Origin of the sequence: Pseudomonas sp. AL 58, assembly GCF_036348395.1 — a bacterium.
Classification (GTDB): Bacteria; Pseudomonadota; Gammaproteobacteria; order Pseudomonadales; family Pseudomonadaceae; genus Aquipseudomonas; species Aquipseudomonas defluvii.
The window spans coordinates 69,860-85,175 of record NZ_JAZBQR010000010.1; the positions used below are offsets into that span (position 1 = coordinate 69,860).

Here is a 15,316-nt window from a genome sequence, read left to right on the forward strand (position 1 = left end):
TGACACGAAGTTACAGTGTTGGTCTTCAGACTAAAGCCGGATTATCACCGTTTTCGTAACAAAGATTCGCAGTAATACACGCTTATCGCCAGTGCTGTCGCCCCCTAGAATTGCGTTCTCCAAGCGTCATCCACCTTCTATGTCGGGAATTCGCAGCTGTGCCGCGTCGCATCATCAGAGCGTTGAATGCGCTCAGTGTCTGTGCCTTTAGCTTGACCTTGAGCGGCTGTATCGGAACCTGGGGCATTGCCCCGGAAAGCAAGACGCTGCAAGCCAATACCCTGACCACCGACGAGGCGATCCGCGAGGCCGCTCGCGATGCCCATTGGCCCGACCAGCAATGGTGGCATGCCTATGGTGACCCGCAGCTCGACCGCTGGATCGCCCTGGCCGTCAAGGACAGCCCTACCATGGCCATGGCGGCTGCACGTGTCCGTGAAGCCAAGTCCATGGCGGGTATCATCGAGTCGGCCGAGAAACTGCAGGTCAACGGGGTCTCGACGATCAAGCGTCATAACTGGCCGGAAGACCAGTTCTATGGACCTGGCGCCTTGTCGGGCAGCAACACCTGGGACAACAACGCGGCGTTGGGCTTCAGCTACGCGCTGGACCTCTGGGGCCGCGAGCGCAATGCCAGCGAGCAGGCCGTGGACATGGCCCACATGAGTGCTGCGCAGGCCCGCCAGGCCCAGCTTGAGCTGCAGAACAACATTGTGCGGGTGTACATCCAGTTGTCGCTGTACTTCGCCCAGTACGACATCGTCAAGGCCACCCTGGAACAGCAGGAGCAGATCCTGGCCCTGGCCGAACGACGTTTGGCCGGTGGCATCGGCACTCACTTCGAAGTCAGCCAGGCGCAGACGCCACTGCCGGAAACCCACCGTCAGCTGGACGCGCTGCATGAAGAAATTGCCCTGGCGCGTAACCAGTTGGCCGCGCTGGCAGGCAAAGGGCCGGGCGAGGGCGCACAACTGCAGCGTCCTACCTTGTCGCTCAATGCTGCACTCAAGCTGCCATCGGCCTTGCCGGCGGAGCTGGTTGGTCAGCGTCCGGACGTGGTTGCCAGCCGCTGGCAGGTCGCCGCACAGGCCCGTGGCATTGATGTCGCCCATGCCGGTTTCTTCCCTAACGTCGACCTGGTCGGCAGCCTGGGTTACATGGCTACCGGTGGCGGGGCCATGGAGTTCCTCACCGGGAAGAAATTCAACTACAACATCGGGCCGGCCATCAGCCTGCCGGTGTTTGATGGTGGCCGTCTGCGTTCGCAACTGGGTGTGGCTTCGGCGGGTTACGACATCGCGGTGGCCCGTTACAACCAGACCGTGGTCGAAGCGCTCAAGGGGATCTCTGATCAGTTGATTCGCCGCGAGTCGATGAACGAGCAGCAGCATTTTGCCGCAGAGTCGGTGGCCTCGGCGCAGAAGACCTATGACATCGCCATGGTGGCGTTCCAGCGTGGCCTGACCGACTACCTCAATGTGCTGAACGCGCAAACCCTGCTGTTCCGCCAGCAGCAGATCCAGCAGCAGGTCCAGGCGGCGCGCCTGATGGCCCATGCCGAGCTGGTGACGGCACTGGGTGGTGGTCTGGGAGCGGGTAACGACGTACCGGACGAAGACCGCCAGGCCGCACCGAAGACCCCTAAAACCTTGGCGATCTTCGACAAACCGAGCCACGCCGAATGAATGCCGTGACCTTTCCGTTTCGCTGGCTGGCGTCGCTGGAGTGGCGCCGTGGGTTCTTTGAATGGGCGCGTAGCGACGGGGTAACCTGGGTCTACATCTTCAAGGTCCTGTGCGCTGCGTTCCTCACCCTGTGGCTGGCCATGCGCCTGGAGCTGCCGCAGCCGCGTACGGCGATGATCACGGTGTTCATCGTCATGCAGCCGCAGAGCGGCCATGTGTTTGCCAAGAGTTTTTATCGCTTCCTGGGCACGTTGGCCGGATCGTCGATGATGGTGGCGTTGATTGCCATCTTCCCGCAGAACACCGAGCTGTTTCTGCCGAGCCTGGCCGTGTGGGTGGGTATCTGCTCGGCGGGTGCCATGCGTTATCGGACCTTCCGTTCTTATGGTTTTGTGCTGGCCGGTTACACCGCTGCGATGGTTGGCCTGCCGGCACTGGCCAACCCCGACGGCGCTTTCATGGCGGCGGTGTGGCGGGTGCTGGAAATTTCCTTGGGTATTCTGGTGTCGACCCTGGTCAGTGCGGCGATCCTGCCGCAATCGGCCAGTGCCTCGATGCGCAACGCCCTGTACCAGCGTTTTGGGGTGTTTGCCGGGTTCGTTGCCGAAGGTTTGCGTGGCGAAAGCCAGCGCGAGCGTTTCGAGAGCAGCAACGTGCGTTTCATCGCCGAAGCGGTGGGCCTGGAAAGCCTGCGTAGCGTCACCGCCTTTGAAGACCCGCACATGCGCCGGCGCAGTGGTCGCCTGGGCCGCTTGAACAGTGAGTTCATGGCCATCACCACGCGTTTCAACGCCCTGCACCAGTTGCTTGAGCGCTTGCGTCTGCGCGGGCCATTGCAGATCGTCACGGCCATCGAACCCGGCCTGAACGCGCTCGCCGAACTGCTCGACGGTTACGCCGGGCGCGGCCTGACCGACGCCGACGCGGCGCGCCTGGCCCAGCAACTGGCGATCTACAAGGAGGGTTTGCCGGAGCGGGTGCGCAGTTTGCGCGCGGCCTTTGTCGAGAGCTCGCCAAGCGACGCCGACCTGCTCGACTTCCATACCGCCTACGAACTGCTCTACCGTTTTGTCGACGATATGCACAGCTATGCCCTGACCCACGCGTCCTTGGCTGATCACAGCCATGCACGTGAGCAGTGGGATGAGCCGTATGTGGCCCAGACCAACTGGCTGGTCTCGCTTGCTGCAGGCGTACGTGCTTCGTTCATCCTGCTGGTGCTGGGCAGCTACTGGATCATCACGGCCTGGCCCAGCGGGGCGATGATGACCCTGATCGCGGCAGCTACCGTGGGCCTGTCGGCGGCCACGCCGAACCCCAAGCGAATGTCGTTCCAGATGGCATGCGGCACCTTGCTGGGAGCCTTGATCGGCTTCTTCGAAATGTTCTTCGTGTACCCCTGGATTGATGGTTTCCCGTTGCTCTGCATGGTACTGGCACCGGTGTACATCCTCGGTGCGTTCCTCTCGTCTCGCCCCGCCTATTTCGGGGTCGGGGTGGGCCTGTTGATCTTCTTTTCCACCGGTTCAGTACCGGACAACATGACGGTCTACAACCCCTACAACTTCATCAACGACTACATCGCCATGGTGATCGGCATGTTGGTCTGCGCTGCGGCCGGGGCGATCATCCTGCCGCCGAACAGCCGCTGGTTGTGGAGCCGACTGGAGCAGGACCTGCGTGGCCAGGTGCTGTTTGCGATTACCGGGCGCCTGCGCGGCCTGGGCTCGGCGTTCGAGAGCCGTACCCGTGACCTGCTGCACCAGGCCTACGGTCTGGCGGCCGGCAAGCCACTGGTGCAGAGCTCGCTGCTGCGCTGGATGTTCGTGGTGCTGGAGGTGGGTCATTCGATCATCGAGTTGCGCAAGGAGCAGGCCGTTCTGCCGGTGCATCCGTGTTATGCCGAGTCGCAACCCTGGCGCCAGGCGATCAGGGTGATGGGCCGAGCGCTGGCGCGATTGTTCCTGCAGCCTTCGGCGAGCAACCATGAACGCGCACTGGTGGCGGTGGACCATGCCATCAGCCGTGTCCAGGCAACCGATGAGCCGTTTGCCCGGCACTTCGACACGTCGGCCTTGCGCCGGGTGCAGAGTTACCTGCATTTCATCCGTACTTCCCTGCTTGACCCGCAATCGCCGCTGGCCGAACTGGCTCCGGTGAAAGGACTGCCCGATGCCCCGTGAAATTGCCTTCCATGGCATTTACATGCCCACCATGACCTTGATGTTCCTGATCGCTGCCCTGCTGGCGTGGGGCCTGGATCGCTTTATCGCCGGCTACGACGGCTACCGCTTTTTCTGGCACCCGGCGTTGCTGCGCTTGTGCCTGTTCATCTGCCTTTTTGGCGCCATGGCGCTGACTGTCTACCGTTGAGACCTTGTTGATGAAAAAGTTTTTCAGCCTGATCGCCACCCTGCTTGTACTGGCCGCCGCCGTGGTGATCGGCCGGCAGCTCTGGGTCCAGTACATGAACACGCCCTGGACCCGCGATGGGCGGGTGCGTGCCGACATCATCAACGTTGCCGCCGACGTACCCGGTTATGTGGTCGATGTGCCGGTGCGTGACAACCAACTGGTAAAGAAGGGCGATCTGTTGATGCAGATCGACCCTGAGCACTACGAGTTGGCAGTCAAGCAGGCCCAAGCGCTCGTCGCTTCGCGCAAGGCCACCTGGGAGATGCGCAAGGTCAATGCCAGCCGCCGGGCCGACATGGACAACCTGGTGATCTCCAAGGAAAACCGTGATGACGCCAGCAACATCGCCAACTCGGCCATGGCTGATTACCAGCATGCCCAGGCGCAACTGGCGGCCGCCGAGCTGAACCTCAAGCGCACGCGGATCCTGGCCACTGTCGACGGTTACGTCACCAACCTCAACGTTCATCGCGGTGACTATGCGCGTACCGGTGAGGCGAAAATGGCCGTGGTCGACAAGAACTCCTTCTGGGTCTACGGCTTCTTCGAGGAAACCAAGTTGCCGCATGTGCGTGTCGGTGACCAGGCTGACTTGCAGATGATGAGTGGTGAAGTGCTCAAGGGGCATGTGGAGAGTATTTCGCGGGGTATCTACGACCGTGACAACCCGGAAAGCCGCGAGTTGATCGCCGACGTCAACCCGACGTTCAACTGGGTTCGCCTGGCTCAACGGGTACCGGTACGTATCCACATCGACGAAGTACCGGAAGGCTTCCTGCTGGCGGCTGGTACCACCTGCACTGTGGTGGTCAAACAGGGTAAATCCGAGGCGCAATGACTTGCGTTGGCCGCGCGCCGAATGCCCTGACGGGTTCAGAGGCTGCGGTTGAGACCAAAGCGTTTTTTCAGCACCCACTGCTGCAGCCCATGGGGTAGCAATGCCTGTAGCAGGGGGAGTGCGCGGCTGCCATTGCCCAGGCGCACCAAGGGTGCGGGCTTTGCTTGCTGCACTGCCTTCAGCAGGCCTTGGGCAAACTCACTGGTGGGGGTCGGTTTGTCCTGCGAGGCACGGGCGCGGGCGCGAATGCCTTCGCGCAGCGGCCACCACGGCGATTCTTCGTGCAACAACTGTTCGGCTTCGCGCTCGGCATTGCTGGCAAAGCTGGAAGCAATTGCACCAGGCTGCACTTCCATCACCCGTATACCGAAGGGCGCCAGCTCCAGGCGCAGGGCGTCGCTCAAGGCATGCACGGCCGCTTTGGAGGCGCAGTAGGCGCCGGCGAACGGCGTAACCAGCACACCCGAGACGCTGCCAATGTTCACCACCAGGCCACGTGCTCGTCGCAGTGCCGGAAACAAGTCGCGGGTTACGCCGACCAAGGCGAATACGTTGGTTTCAAACTGGCGACGTATCGCCTCGACGCCGCCGTCGAGCAGCGGCCCCATGGCACCGTATCCGGCGTTGTTGATCAACACGTCGAGGCCGTTGCCGCGCTGCTCCAGCTCTGCCGCCAGTGTTGCAAGGCTGGCTTCATCATTGACATCCAGTTGCCGTGCCGTAAGCCCGATGGCCTGCAAGCGGGCGACATCCTCGGGTTTGCGCGCACTGGCCCAGACCTCGAAGCCTGCTGACTGGAACGCTTCGGCCAAGGCGAGACCAATGCCGCTGGAGCATCCGGTGATCAGAACGGTGGGCATAGGACGATCCTTGGCGGTAGATGAGCCTCGGATCATACGTCATCAAGCAGGGGGCAGGCGTACCCCAGGGCTCAATCCGCGAAGCGGCCCTGCAGGTGTTCGGCGCGAAACTCCAGCGTTTGCGGGCGATAGCCAGAGCGCAGCGGCGGTAATGGCAAGCAGGCTTCCCAACTGGCGCCGGCCTGCAGGTCACCCGGGCCGCGATAACGCGGCGCCGAGTAGGTGTTTTCCGCCAGATTGACCTGATCGCCCGGGGCATACGCGGCAATCCGCCAGCGCAGCTCCACCAGGGGTTGCGGGTTGGTGTTGGTCAGTTTGACCTGCAACGGCCGGTCGGCCGGGCAATGCTCGGGCGCGTAGTTCAGGCGCATGTCCAGGTGTGCCAGTTGAGCCGCCTCACGGTTGTCCTGCCAGAGCACCCACAGGCCGACCAGGCCGAGGCCGAACACCGCGGCCATGGAGATGGGCAGGGCCTTGGCTGGGTAGCGTAGCAGCAGGATCAGCCAGGACAGGATCAGGACGACGCCGATAAGCATAGGGGGCTGCCTTGAGTGCGTGATATCACCATCGTAGCGATAAAACGGCACTCGACCAAGCGGCGGGCGGCTTACCGGCGATTGCCTTCAGTCGACCGGATGATCGCGCAGGAACACCAGGTTGTCCGGCTTGGACTGCTCGGCACTATAGTAGTAGCCCTGCACATCGAACTGCTTCAGCCGGTCAGGATTGTCGATGCGTTCCTGGATGACGAAGCGGCTCATCAGGCCTCGGGCTTTCTTGGCATAGAAACTGATGATCTTGTACTGGCCGTTTTTCTGGTCGCGAAATTCGGTGTTGATCACACGGGCATTCAGCGCGCTGCGCTTGACCGCGCTGAAGTACTCGTTGCTGGCCAGGTTGAGCAACAGGTCATCGCCTTGATCGGCCAGCGCCTGGTTCAGCCATTCGCTGATGCGCGTGCCCCAGAAGGCATACAAGTCCTTGCCGCGGGCGTTGGCCAGCTTGGTGCCCATCTCCAGCCGGTACGGCTGCATCAGGTCGAGCGGGCGCAGCAGGCCATACAGGCCCGAGAGCATGCGCAGGTGGTCCTGGGCGTAGCTGAAGTCGTCTTCGCCAAGGCTTTCGGCGTCGAGGCCGGTGTAGACATCGCCCTTGAAGGCCAGCAGTGCCTGCTTGGCATTGGCCGGCGTGAAATCGGGCGTCCAGCTGCCGAAGCGTGCGGCGTTGAGCCCCGCCAGTTTGTCGGACAGGTGCATCAACGCTGCGATCTGAGCCGGGGTGAAGTCCCGCAACTGAGCAATCAGCACCTGTGAGTCGTCCAGGTACTGCGGCAGGGTGAAACGCTGGGTCACCGGCGGGGTTTCGTAGTCGAGGGTCTTGGCGGGGGAAATCACCGTCAGCATGTCATAGGCTCCTTCAATCGTGCTGCGGATTCTACGGGGCAGGGCGGTCGATCTCCAGCTATGGGCACGATAGTCCCTGCGTTATAGTGCCGGCGATCAAAACGGAGAGTGTTGTCTTGCGCATTGCCCTTTTATTGCTGGCGGGATGGTTGAGCCTGTCGACGGCCATGGCCGGTGCTGCCGAGGTTGCTACCTACGATCGCAGCAGTTGGCCTGAACAGCTCAATTCTCCGGCACTGTTCGATGTCGCCTCGCGTGCCGAGATTCTGGGGTTCGCCAAAGCCCTGCATGACAGTGAGGCGCTGGATCAGGCCGAGCTGACGGCGCGTCTTGGCCTGCGGCAGATCAACCTGTTGTCAGTCAATGCCCTGCGTGAGCGGCTGTGGCAGCGGTTGTGGCGCAACTATGACCTGGCCCAACAGAGCTGCGAGCAGGACGCCTCGTTCTGTTATGCCCTTGAGAGCCTGGCGGATTTGCGTGCTCAGGCCGGGCAGATCAAGGTCGCCGCCGACTCGTTCTATGCCCCGTGGGTTGAGCCAAGCCGGATGTTCCATGAGCGCTACCTGGATGAACTGCTGCGCAAGGCTGCGTTGTTTCCGCAGACCAGCAGCGAGATCGAGCGTTTCTCCAGCCTGGAGCGTAACGGTGACGAGCTGAACGACCGGATGTTCCTGCTGACCTTCGAGGGTGGCCCTACGCTGGCCGGTGGTGCCAGTGATGCGCTGACAGATTATTTGCGTCGGCAGAAGCTGTCAGCGACGTTCTTTGTGCTCGGCGACAGTGTGCAGAAACGCCGTGACAAGACCTCCGTCGCCGCGTTGCAGGCGCTTTACCGCGGGCAGTGCGTGGGCATTCAAGGCTGGCAGTACCGTTCTCACAGCCATTGGCTGGACTGGCAGGATTCTATTCTGCGCAGTCAGGCACGGGTCAGTAGCGATCTGCCCGAGCAGTATGTTGCGCTGTTTCGCCCCCCCTATGGCCAGCGTCGTGCCGACGCGCAGGCGTTTTTCAGCAGCCAGCACATGCAGGTGGTGTTGTGGGATATCGATGCTCAGGACCAGAGCGCACTGGATGCCGAACAGTCGGCACAGCGGGTGCTGAGCCTGATGTTGCTGTGGCGCAAGGGCTTGATCCGGTTCCATGACACCCAGCCCAAGGCGCAGGCGTCACTGACCTGGCTGCTGCAACATACGGCGCAGAGCGGAATCGGTTGGGAGGGGTGCAAGGACTTCGCGGCAGGCCGTTGAGGGGCGTGCGTGGGCGCACATTGCAGGCAGCCGTTGAGCCGACTGGATTTTTGACTTTAACGGTGCATGGGGGCTACGCCAAGCGGTTTTTGCCCTCTTGAAAAATAAACTTCAAGAATGCGTAAAAACGCTTTTTACCGTCATGGGTTTTGCGGTATTACAAAGACAGACCGCCGAACCCTGCAACACAGGTGGCGTCTTACTCGCCATCCTTTGTTTGTAGCTGCCCACCCGTAACGACGCGGGCCCCGGGGAGCATCAGCGGTCACATCGCGGCGCAGCACCGTCTGGGTATTGCGTCGTCAGGCTCCCACAAAGGTGACCGAGTATGGATGATCAAGGACGTACCACTTCTTCCAACCTGCCAATCCTTTACGTGCTCGATACCAATGTTCTGATTCACGATCCGAATGCGTTACTGAACTTCGAGGAGCACCACGTCACCATCCCGATGACCGTGCTTGAGGAGCTCGACAAGCTCAAGGACGGCAAGCACTCCGTAGCCGCAGAATGTCGTCAGGCCATCCGCTTGATCGATCAGACCCTGGGCGACGCCTCGCCTGCCGATGTTGAGCAGGGCGTACCCATCCAGCGGGGCAAGAGTGGCCCGAAAGGCTTCCTGTCCATCTTGATGACGCCGCGCACTGAGCCGCACCGTCTACTGCCTGAGCATTTGAACGACAACATCATCATCAACCAATTGCTTGAGCTGCGGAGCCGGCGCAAGGAACTGAGTGTGGTGCTGGTGACCAAAGACATCAACATGCGCCTCAAGGCCCGTGCCTGTGGAATCGCGGCCGAGGACTACAGTACCGATCAGTTGGTCGACGACGTTTCCCTGTTGTCCAAGGGCTATCACTCGGTGACGGGGTCGTTCTGGGACCGGGTCAGCAAGGTCGAGACCCGTCAGGAGCGCGGGCGCACCTGGCACCGTGTGCAATTGATCGACAACCTGCCGGCTGTTCACATCAACGAGTTCATCATTGACGAACAGGGCTTTGTCGGTTGGATCAAAGGCATCAAGGACAGCGAACTGCTGCTGCTCGACCTGCACCAGGAGCCGCTGCTGCATCAGGAAGCCTGGGGTTTGAAGCCGCGTGACATTCATCAGGGCCTGGCGCTGTTCGCCTTGCTTGACCCGGATATCCACCTGGTCAACCTGACGGGCGCTGCCGGCTCCGGCAAGACCATTCTGGCCTTGGCGGCAGCCATTGAGCAGACCATGGTCAGCAAGCGTTACCGGCGTATCATCGCTACCCGCAGTGTGCAGGGGCTCGACCAGGAGATCGGCTTCCTGCCAGGCACCGAAGCGGAAAAAATGGAGCCTTGGCTGGGCGCCATCACTGACAACCTCGAAGCGCTGCACATGGACGATGAGAGCACCCATGGCAGTGTCGAATACATCCTTGAGCGGGTTCCGCTGCAGTTCAAATCGCTTAACTACATTCGCGGTCGCAGCTTCCAGCAAAGCCTGATCCTGATCGACGAATGCCAGAACCTGACCCCGCACCAGATGAAAACCATCATCACCCGTGCCGGTTCCGGTTCCAAGGTGATCTGCCTGGGCAACCTGGCGCAGATCGATACCCCTTACCTGTCCGCGACCAGCTCGGGCCTGACTTACCTGACCGAGCGCTTCAAGGACTTCCCCAACGGTGTGCATATCACCCTGCAAGGGGTGCCTCGTTCGATTCTGGCCGAATACGCCGAATCGCATCTGTGACGTCTCGTTCGGGCGGCCATGTGCCGCCCGAACTTTGTCGCATGGCCCGTGCGAAAAGTTGACCTGCAGGTTTACAATCAAGGTCCGCTGATCAGGAGTATGGCTGTGCTGACACATCTCGATTCTCAAGGTCGGGCCAATATGGTCGACGTTACCGAAAAGGCCGTGACCTCGCGTGAAGCTGTTGCTGAGGCGCGCGTACGCATGCTCCCGCAAACCCTGCAGATGATTGTCGACGGTGATCATCCCAAAGGGGATGTGTTTGCCGTGGCCCGCATTGCCGGGATCCAGGCTGCGAAAAAAACCAGTGACCTGATCCCGCTGTGCCACCCGTTGATGCTCACCAGCGTCAAGGTCGAACTCAGTGCCGAAGGCCTCGACACGGTGCATATCCTGGCCCGCTGCAAGTTGGCCGGGCAAACCGGCGTCGAGATGGAAGCCCTGACGGCGGCCAGTGTGGCCGCGTTGACGATCTATGACATGTGCAAGGCCGTCGACCGTGGCATGACCATCGACAGTGTGCGCCTGTTAGAGAAGCGCGGCGGCAAGAGTGGTGATTACCAGGCAGGTGACGCATGAGCTTGAACGTGCAGTATTTCGCCCGTTACCGGGAAGCCTTGGGGCTGGAGAGCGAAACGCTCGAGGGCGTGTTTGCCACGGTCGATGCCCTGCGCCAGCACCTGCTGCAGCGCGGCGGAGCCTGGGAGGTACTGGCCGAGCAGAACATCATGTGCGCACGTAATCAGGACCTCTGTTCACTCAGCGAGCCCTTGGCTGATGGCGATGAGGTAGCGTTTTTTCCAACCGTGACCGGAGGTTGAGCATGGCGATTCGGGTGCAGGCGGGCGCTTTTGACCCGGGGGCCGAGCTCAATGCCCTGCATGCGGCCAATGTGGGGATCGGCGCCGTGGTCGGTTTCGTCGGGTACGTGCGCGACTTCAATGAGGGGCGTGAAGTCGCGGGCATGTTCCTGGAGCACTATCCAGGCATGACCGAAAAGGCGCTCGGCAAGATCATCGCCGAGGCGGAGTCACGCTGGCCCTTGTTGCGCCTTGAAGTACTGCATCGCATCGGGGCGTTGGAGCCCGGTGAGCCGATTGTCTTCGTCGGGGTGGCCAGCGCTCATCGTCAGGCGGCATTCGATGCCTGCAACTTCGTGATGGACTACCTCAAGACCCGGGCACCGTTCTGGAAAAAGGAAAACACTGCCGAAGGGCCGCGTTGGGTCGAAGGACGGGTCAGTGACCAGTCGGCGGCGCAGCGCTGGGAGGACGGTCGCTAAACGACACAAACGCTGTGGTCGCCAGTGTGGCTGGCGAGGTTGCGCCTCGGTCTCTCGCGCGCATCCAGGTGTTGAAATTGTGTACGTAAAAGTCCAGTATGGATTTATAAGTACAAAATAATTTCAGGCTTGTCACTTTCCTCTGTCTTGCAACACACCTCCAATAATGAGCGAGAGAGCCCTCATGAAGACCACTACCCTGATTGCCGGTCTGGCCCTGAGCCTGTTGGCCAGCAGCAACCTGTTCGCCGCCGAGAAAACCTTGCGTATCGGTATCGAAGCCGCCTACCCGCCGTTTGCCTTCAAGACCCCTGACGGCAAGATCAGCGGTTTCGACTACGACATCGGTAATGCCCTGTGCGCGCAGATGCAGGTCAAATGCCAATGGACCGAGCAAGAGTACGACGGGCTGATTCCCTCGCTGAAGGTCAACAAGATCGACGCCGCGCTGTCGTCTATCACCATCACCGAAGAGCGCAAGCGCTCCGTTGACTTCACCCACAAGTACTACTTCACCTCGGCGCGCCTGGCGATGAAGGCCGGTACTCAGGTCGATGACCAGTACCAGAGCCTCAAGGGCAAACGTATCGGCGTACAGCGTGCTACCACTACCGACCGTTATGTCTCTGAAGTGCTGGCGCCAAAAGGTGTAGAAATTGTTCGCTACACCAGTAACGAAGAGATTTTCATGGACCTGGTTTCCGGGCGTCTGGACGGTGTGTTCGCGGACACCATCCCGCTGGAGCAAGGCTTTCTGTTGACGCCCAAGGGCGAGGGCTATGCCTTTGTCGGGCCTGAGCTGAAAGATCCGAAGTACGTTGGCGAAGGTGCCGGTATTGCCGTGCGCAAGGGCAATACGCAGCTGGTCAGCGAGCTCAACAAAGCCATCGATGAAATCCGCAGCAATGGCGAGTACCAGAAGATCCAGGCCAAGTACTTCAAGTCGGATATCTACGGCGACTGATCTGCGCCTGACTCAGGGCCTGATGCTGTTCAGGCCTTGAGTTCCTTCAGGTGTTTGTACACCGTCGCCCGCCCCATGTTCAGTACATTGGCCACATAGTTGGCCGCACTCTTGCCACGAAACGCGCCTTCGGCGTGCAGGGCAAACACCAGTTCGCGCTTATGCTCACGGGTCAGCAGGTTCAGGCTGAGCTGGCGCTGGCGCAGCCAGCCGTTCAGGAAGGTATTGATGCGCTCCTGCCAGTCATCGCGGAACAATGCGTCGGGTTGCGGGATCAACTTGCTGGGCGAGAGAAACAGGTCCAGGGCGGCCTTGACGCTCTCGAACAGGGAAATGTTCAAGTTGATGCACAGCACGGCCAAGGGGCTGCCGTTGGCGTCGCGCAGCACCGTGCTCAGCGAGCGAATCTTCTGCCCGTCCCAGTTGAGTTTCTCGTAAGGGCCGATATTGGTTTCGTCGGTGCCTTCTTCGAACATGTCTTCCAGCGCCGCATCGTCACCGATCTCGCGCTTGGAGAGGTTGTTGGCGATGTAGTCGATCTTCTGGCTGCGCAGGTCGTGCAGGACCACTTCGGCATGCGGGAAGAACAGCGTGGCGATGGCATCGGCGATCGCCCGGAAGTTGTCCAGGGCCGGGTCGGGGCGAGGTGTCGACATTGAGGCGGGCTCCAGCGGTTGTCAGCGCCCTTGGCTAAAGGGCGCTGGGAGTGTGCCGCAAACGCAGTGGCGCGTCACCCTTGGGCTGCAACCAAGCGCGCAGGCGAGAGCATGGCGGCTGTCAGGCCAAAGCCCTTGAGTGGCTCGGGCAATGCTTCGCCGCGCACCAGTGCGGCACTGGCCTGGCCCATCGCGGGCGAGGTCTGTATGCCATAGCCGCCTTGTGCTGCGACCCAGAACAGGCCGGGTACTTGAGGGTCGAAGCCGGCGATCAGGTCGCCGTCGGCCACGAAGCTGCGCAGCCCGGCCCAGGTGCGGGTAGGGCGGCGAATGCTCAGGGTGGTGGCTTCTTCGATCTGGTAAATGCCCATGGCGATGTCCAGCTCTTCCGGCTGCACATCGTGTGGTGCCACCGGGTCGGCATTGGCGGGCGAGCCCAGCAGCATGCCGGCGTCGGGTTTCATGTAGAAGGATTCGTCGAGGCTGACCAGCATCGGCCAGTCATGGCTGTCCACGCCTTCCGGGGCGGCGAAGATGAAGGCGGCGCGGCGTTTGGGTTGCAAGCCCAGCGGCCGTGCGCCCGCCAGTTCGCCGATCTGGTCCGCCCAGGCGCCTGCCGCGTTGATCAACACCGGGGCGCTGAAACTGCCACGACTGGTGTGGACCTGCCACAGGCCATCGGCGCTGCGTTCTATGCGCTGAACTTCACAGTCGCTATGCACTTCGCCCTGTTGGCGGCGAATGCCACGCAGGTAGCCCTGATGCAGGGCGTCGGTGTCGATATCGCTGGCGCTTGGGTCGTAGAGCGCGCCGTGCACCTTGTCGCGGCGCAGTACCGGGAGTCGCTCGCAGGCCTGCTCGGCACTGAGCAACTGCACCTCGGGCACGCAGGCTTTGGCGCTGTCGTACTGGCGTTGCAGTTCTTCGGCATCACCGGTGAAGTCGACGGTCATTTCCCCGCGCGGGGTCAATAGCGGATGTTCGGCAAAACCCGCTGGCGGGGCATCGAAAAATGCCCGGCTGGCGAGTGTCAAGGCGCGTACTTGTGGCGTGCCATAGGCGGCCGTGTAGAGCGCCGCCGAGCGGCCGGTGGAGTGATAGCCCGGCTGCGACTCGCGTTCGAGCAGCACGACCTTGCCATGGCCGGCGAGCCAGTAGCCGGTGGAGGCGCCGGCAATGCCGGCGCCAATAATGATGAAATCTGCTGGTTGCATGGACGTCTCCGGTCGCCGTCAGTCGGCGCGCTGCAGTCGATAGAGCGCATTGGCCAAGGCAATGTCTTCAAGGCCCAGGCCGATGGAGCGGAAGAACGCATGGCGCTGGTAGTCAGGGCGCGGCGCCTGATCGCTCAGCAGTTGTGCCAGGTCGCCGATGATCGCGTCGGCGTGCCAGCCATGCTGTTCGCTGGCGATGCGCATTTCCCCGGCCGACCCTGGCGTGGTCAGGCGGTAGTCGCAGTAGACGTCCATGTTCGCGAGGGTTTCTGGCGGCACTTCATGAGCGCGCACGGCGTTGGTGCTGATCGAGGTGATCAGGGCAGGCTTGCTCAATTGACGCGGGTCGATGACCGGGCTGGCCGAAGACGTACAGAGCATGATGACATCGGCGTCTTGTACCGCTTGTTCAAGGGTATCGGCAAAGGTCAGGCGTGGATCGAGGTCACTCAGTGCACGACGTTGTTCGGCGCTCTGCTGATGCAGGCGCGGCGAGTAGAGGCGGATGTCCTGCCAGTCGCGCAGGTCGCGGGTGTAGCGCAGGTGCGCCCGGGCGATGGGGCCGCTGCCGATCAGGGTCAGGCGGCGGGCACCGCTTGCGGCTAGTGCATCGACGGCCACGGCGGTGGTCGCGGCGGTGCGCGCGGTGGTCAGTTCGCCAGCGTCGCAAAGCAGCAGTGGCTGGCCGCTTTCCATGGACATCAGCAGTGTCCAGGCGGTAACCAGCGGGCCCGTGTCACGGACAATGTAGGGCGATGTCTTGACCCCATAGACACCGTCTTCAGCCAGTACGCCGCCGTAGTTGATGAAATCGCCGGCACCACCTGGGAACTCGACGAGCTGCTGCGGCGGCTGCACAGCTTGCCCGGCGGCCAGATCGCGAAACAGTTTGCGCAGGATCTGCGGGACATCCAGCTGGCTGAGCAGTTGGCGTGCGTGCTGTTGATCAATGACGAGGGGCGCGGACATGCAGTGCTCCAAATAAACTATTTTGTCTATTATGGACTTTTTGTTCTTGCGGGCAATATC

At 61.6% G+C, this 15,316-nt stretch carries 16 protein-coding genes; 10 read left to right on the forward strand and 6 right to left on the reverse strand.

Going from position 1 to position 15,316, the window contains the following annotated elements; translation table 11 throughout:
• The first annotated feature begins 158 nt into the window (after positions 1-158).
• Genes UIA24_RS12835 through UIA24_RS12850 form a run of 4 tightly spaced genes read left to right on the forward strand, consistent with a single transcriptional unit; the run spans position 159 to position 4,938 of the window.
• On the forward strand, positions 159-1,685 hold the full coding sequence (locus UIA24_RS12835; protein ID WP_099775748.1) for an efflux transporter outer membrane subunit: 1,527 nt from the start codon (positions 159-161) through the stop codon (positions 1,683-1,685).
• Positions 1,682-3,868 (forward strand): FUSC family protein, encoded by a 2,187-nt coding sequence (locus UIA24_RS12840; protein ID WP_102052786.1) that lies wholly within the window; start codon positions 1,682-1,684, stop codon positions 3,866-3,868. Before UIA24_RS12835 ends, UIA24_RS12840 begins: the two co-directional genes overlap by 4 nt.
• On the forward strand, positions 3,858-4,058 hold the full coding sequence (locus UIA24_RS12845; protein ID WP_065758779.1) for a DUF1656 domain-containing protein: 201 nt from the start codon (positions 3,858-3,860) through the stop codon (positions 4,056-4,058). Before UIA24_RS12840 ends, UIA24_RS12845 begins: the two co-directional genes overlap by 11 nt.
• 10 nt (positions 4,059-4,068) lie before the next feature.
• Positions 4,069-4,938 (forward strand): efflux RND transporter periplasmic adaptor subunit, encoded by an 870-nt coding sequence (locus tag UIA24_RS12850; RefSeq protein WP_102052787.1) that lies wholly within the window; start codon positions 4,069-4,071, stop codon positions 4,936-4,938.
• 35 nt (positions 4,939-4,973) lie between these two features.
• On the opposite strand, the gene UIA24_RS12855 is transcribed toward UIA24_RS12850, so the two are convergent.
• The 3 genes from UIA24_RS12855 to yaaA form a co-directional block, all read right to left on the reverse strand.
• Entirely contained in the window at positions 4,974-5,798 is an 825-nt protein-coding gene (locus UIA24_RS12855) for an SDR family oxidoreductase (RefSeq protein WP_330523005.1), read from the reverse strand.
• Positions 5,799-5,869: 71 nt separating this feature from the next.
• Entirely contained in the window at positions 5,870-6,334 is a 465-nt protein-coding gene (locus UIA24_RS12860) for a multidrug transporter (RefSeq protein ID WP_330523006.1), read from the reverse strand.
• An 87-nt stretch (positions 6,335-6,421) separates the two neighbouring features.
• A complete protein-coding gene (gene yaaA, locus UIA24_RS12865) occupies positions 6,422-7,201 on the reverse strand; it encodes a peroxide stress protein YaaA (protein ID WP_065758775.1) in 780 nt (259 codons plus the stop codon).
• 116 nt (positions 7,202-7,317) lie between these two features.
• Between yaaA and UIA24_RS12870 the strand changes: the two genes are divergently transcribed.
• The 6 genes from UIA24_RS12870 to UIA24_RS12895 all read left to right on the forward strand — a co-directional run bounded on the left by UIA24_RS12870 (position 7,318) and on the right by UIA24_RS12895 (position 12,417).
• The gene (locus UIA24_RS12870; protein WP_330523007.1) at positions 7,318-8,448 is read left to right on the forward strand and encodes a polysaccharide deacetylase family protein; all 1,131 of its coding nucleotides are present in this window, start codon (positions 7,318-7,320) and stop codon (positions 8,446-8,448) included.
• Positions 8,449-8,776: 328 nt separating this feature from the next.
• A complete protein-coding gene (locus UIA24_RS12875) occupies positions 8,777-10,171 on the forward strand; it encodes a PhoH family protein (RefSeq protein WP_065758773.1) in 1,395 nt (464 codons plus the stop codon).
• A gap of 105 nt (positions 10,172-10,276) precedes the next feature.
• Positions 10,277-10,750, forward strand: coding sequence for a cyclic pyranopterin monophosphate synthase MoaC (gene moaC, locus UIA24_RS12880; RefSeq protein WP_099776780.1), 474 nt, complete (start codon positions 10,277-10,279; stop codon positions 10,748-10,750).
• Positions 10,747-10,992: a MoaD/ThiS family protein gene (locus tag UIA24_RS12885; RefSeq protein ID WP_065758772.1), complete on the forward strand. Its 246-nt coding sequence runs from the start codon at positions 10,747-10,749 to the stop codon at positions 10,990-10,992. The genes moaC and UIA24_RS12885 overlap by 4 nt, the downstream gene beginning before the upstream one ends.
• Positions 10,993-10,994: 2 nt before the next feature.
• Positions 10,995-11,453 (forward strand): molybdopterin synthase catalytic subunit MoaE, encoded by a 459-nt coding sequence (gene moaE / locus UIA24_RS12890; protein WP_065758771.1) that lies wholly within the window; start codon positions 10,995-10,997, stop codon positions 11,451-11,453.
• A gap of 184 nt (positions 11,454-11,637) precedes the next feature.
• Positions 11,638-12,417, forward strand: a complete 780-nt coding sequence (locus tag UIA24_RS12895; RefSeq protein ID WP_099775743.1) for an ABC transporter substrate-binding protein — start codon at positions 11,638-11,640, stop codon at positions 12,415-12,417.
• A 29-nt stretch (positions 12,418-12,446) separates the two neighbouring features.
• Here UIA24_RS12895 and UIA24_RS12900 read toward each other — a convergent pair whose 3' ends face one another.
• The 3 genes from UIA24_RS12900 to UIA24_RS12910 form a co-directional block, all read right to left on the reverse strand.
• Entirely contained in the window at positions 12,447-13,073 is a 627-nt protein-coding gene (locus UIA24_RS12900; protein WP_065758769.1) for a helix-turn-helix transcriptional regulator, read from the reverse strand.
• A 74-nt stretch (positions 13,074-13,147) separates the two neighbouring features.
• Positions 13,148-14,287, reverse strand: coding sequence for an NAD(P)/FAD-dependent oxidoreductase (locus UIA24_RS12905; protein ID WP_330523008.1), 1,140 nt, complete (start codon positions 14,285-14,287; stop codon positions 13,148-13,150).
• An 18-nt stretch (positions 14,288-14,305) separates the two neighbouring features.
• Positions 14,306-15,256 (reverse strand): ornithine cyclodeaminase family protein, encoded by a 951-nt coding sequence (locus UIA24_RS12910; protein WP_099775741.1) that lies wholly within the window; start codon positions 15,254-15,256, stop codon positions 14,306-14,308.
• Positions 15,257-15,316 lie beyond the last annotated feature (60 nt).

Coding starts and splice junctions, on each gene's coding strand:
- moaE (WP_065758771.1), top strand. CDS start 10,995: ATGGCGATTCGGGTGCAGGCGGGCGCTTTTGACCCGGGGGCCGAGCTC.
- UIA24_RS12885 (WP_065758772.1), top strand. CDS start 10,747: ATGAGCTTGAACGTGCAGTATTTCGCCCGTTACCGGGAAGCCTTGGGG.
- UIA24_RS12840 (WP_102052786.1), top strand. CDS start 1,682: ATGAATGCCGTGACCTTTCCGTTTCGCTGGCTGGCGTCGCTGGAGTGG.
- yaaA (WP_065758775.1), bottom strand. CDS start 7,201: ATGCTGACGGTGATTTCCCCCGCCAAGACCCTCGACTACGAAACCCCG.
- UIA24_RS12855 (WP_330523005.1), bottom strand. CDS start 5,798: ATGCCCACCGTTCTGATCACCGGATGCTCCAGCGGCATTGGTCTCGCC.
- UIA24_RS12850 (WP_102052787.1), top strand. CDS start 4,069: ATGAAAAAGTTTTTCAGCCTGATCGCCACCCTGCTTGTACTGGCCGCC.
- UIA24_RS12845 (WP_065758779.1), top strand. CDS start 3,858: ATGCCCCGTGAAATTGCCTTCCATGGCATTTACATGCCCACCATGACC.
- UIA24_RS12860 (WP_330523006.1), bottom strand. CDS start 6,334: ATGCTTATCGGCGTCGTCCTGATCCTGTCCTGGCTGATCCTGCTGCTA.
- UIA24_RS12905 (WP_330523008.1), bottom strand. CDS start 14,287: ATGCAACCAGCAGATTTCATCATTATTGGCGCCGGCATTGCCGGCGCC.
- UIA24_RS12895 (WP_099775743.1), top strand. CDS start 11,638: ATGAAGACCACTACCCTGATTGCCGGTCTGGCCCTGAGCCTGTTGGCC.
- UIA24_RS12910 (WP_099775741.1), bottom strand. CDS start 15,256: ATGTCCGCGCCCCTCGTCATTGATCAACAGCACGCACGCCAACTGCTC.
- UIA24_RS12875 (WP_065758773.1), top strand. CDS start 8,777: ATGGATGATCAAGGACGTACCACTTCTTCCAACCTGCCAATCCTTTAC.
- UIA24_RS12900 (WP_065758769.1), bottom strand. CDS start 13,073: ATGTCGACACCTCGCCCCGACCCGGCCCTGGACAACTTCCGGGCGATC.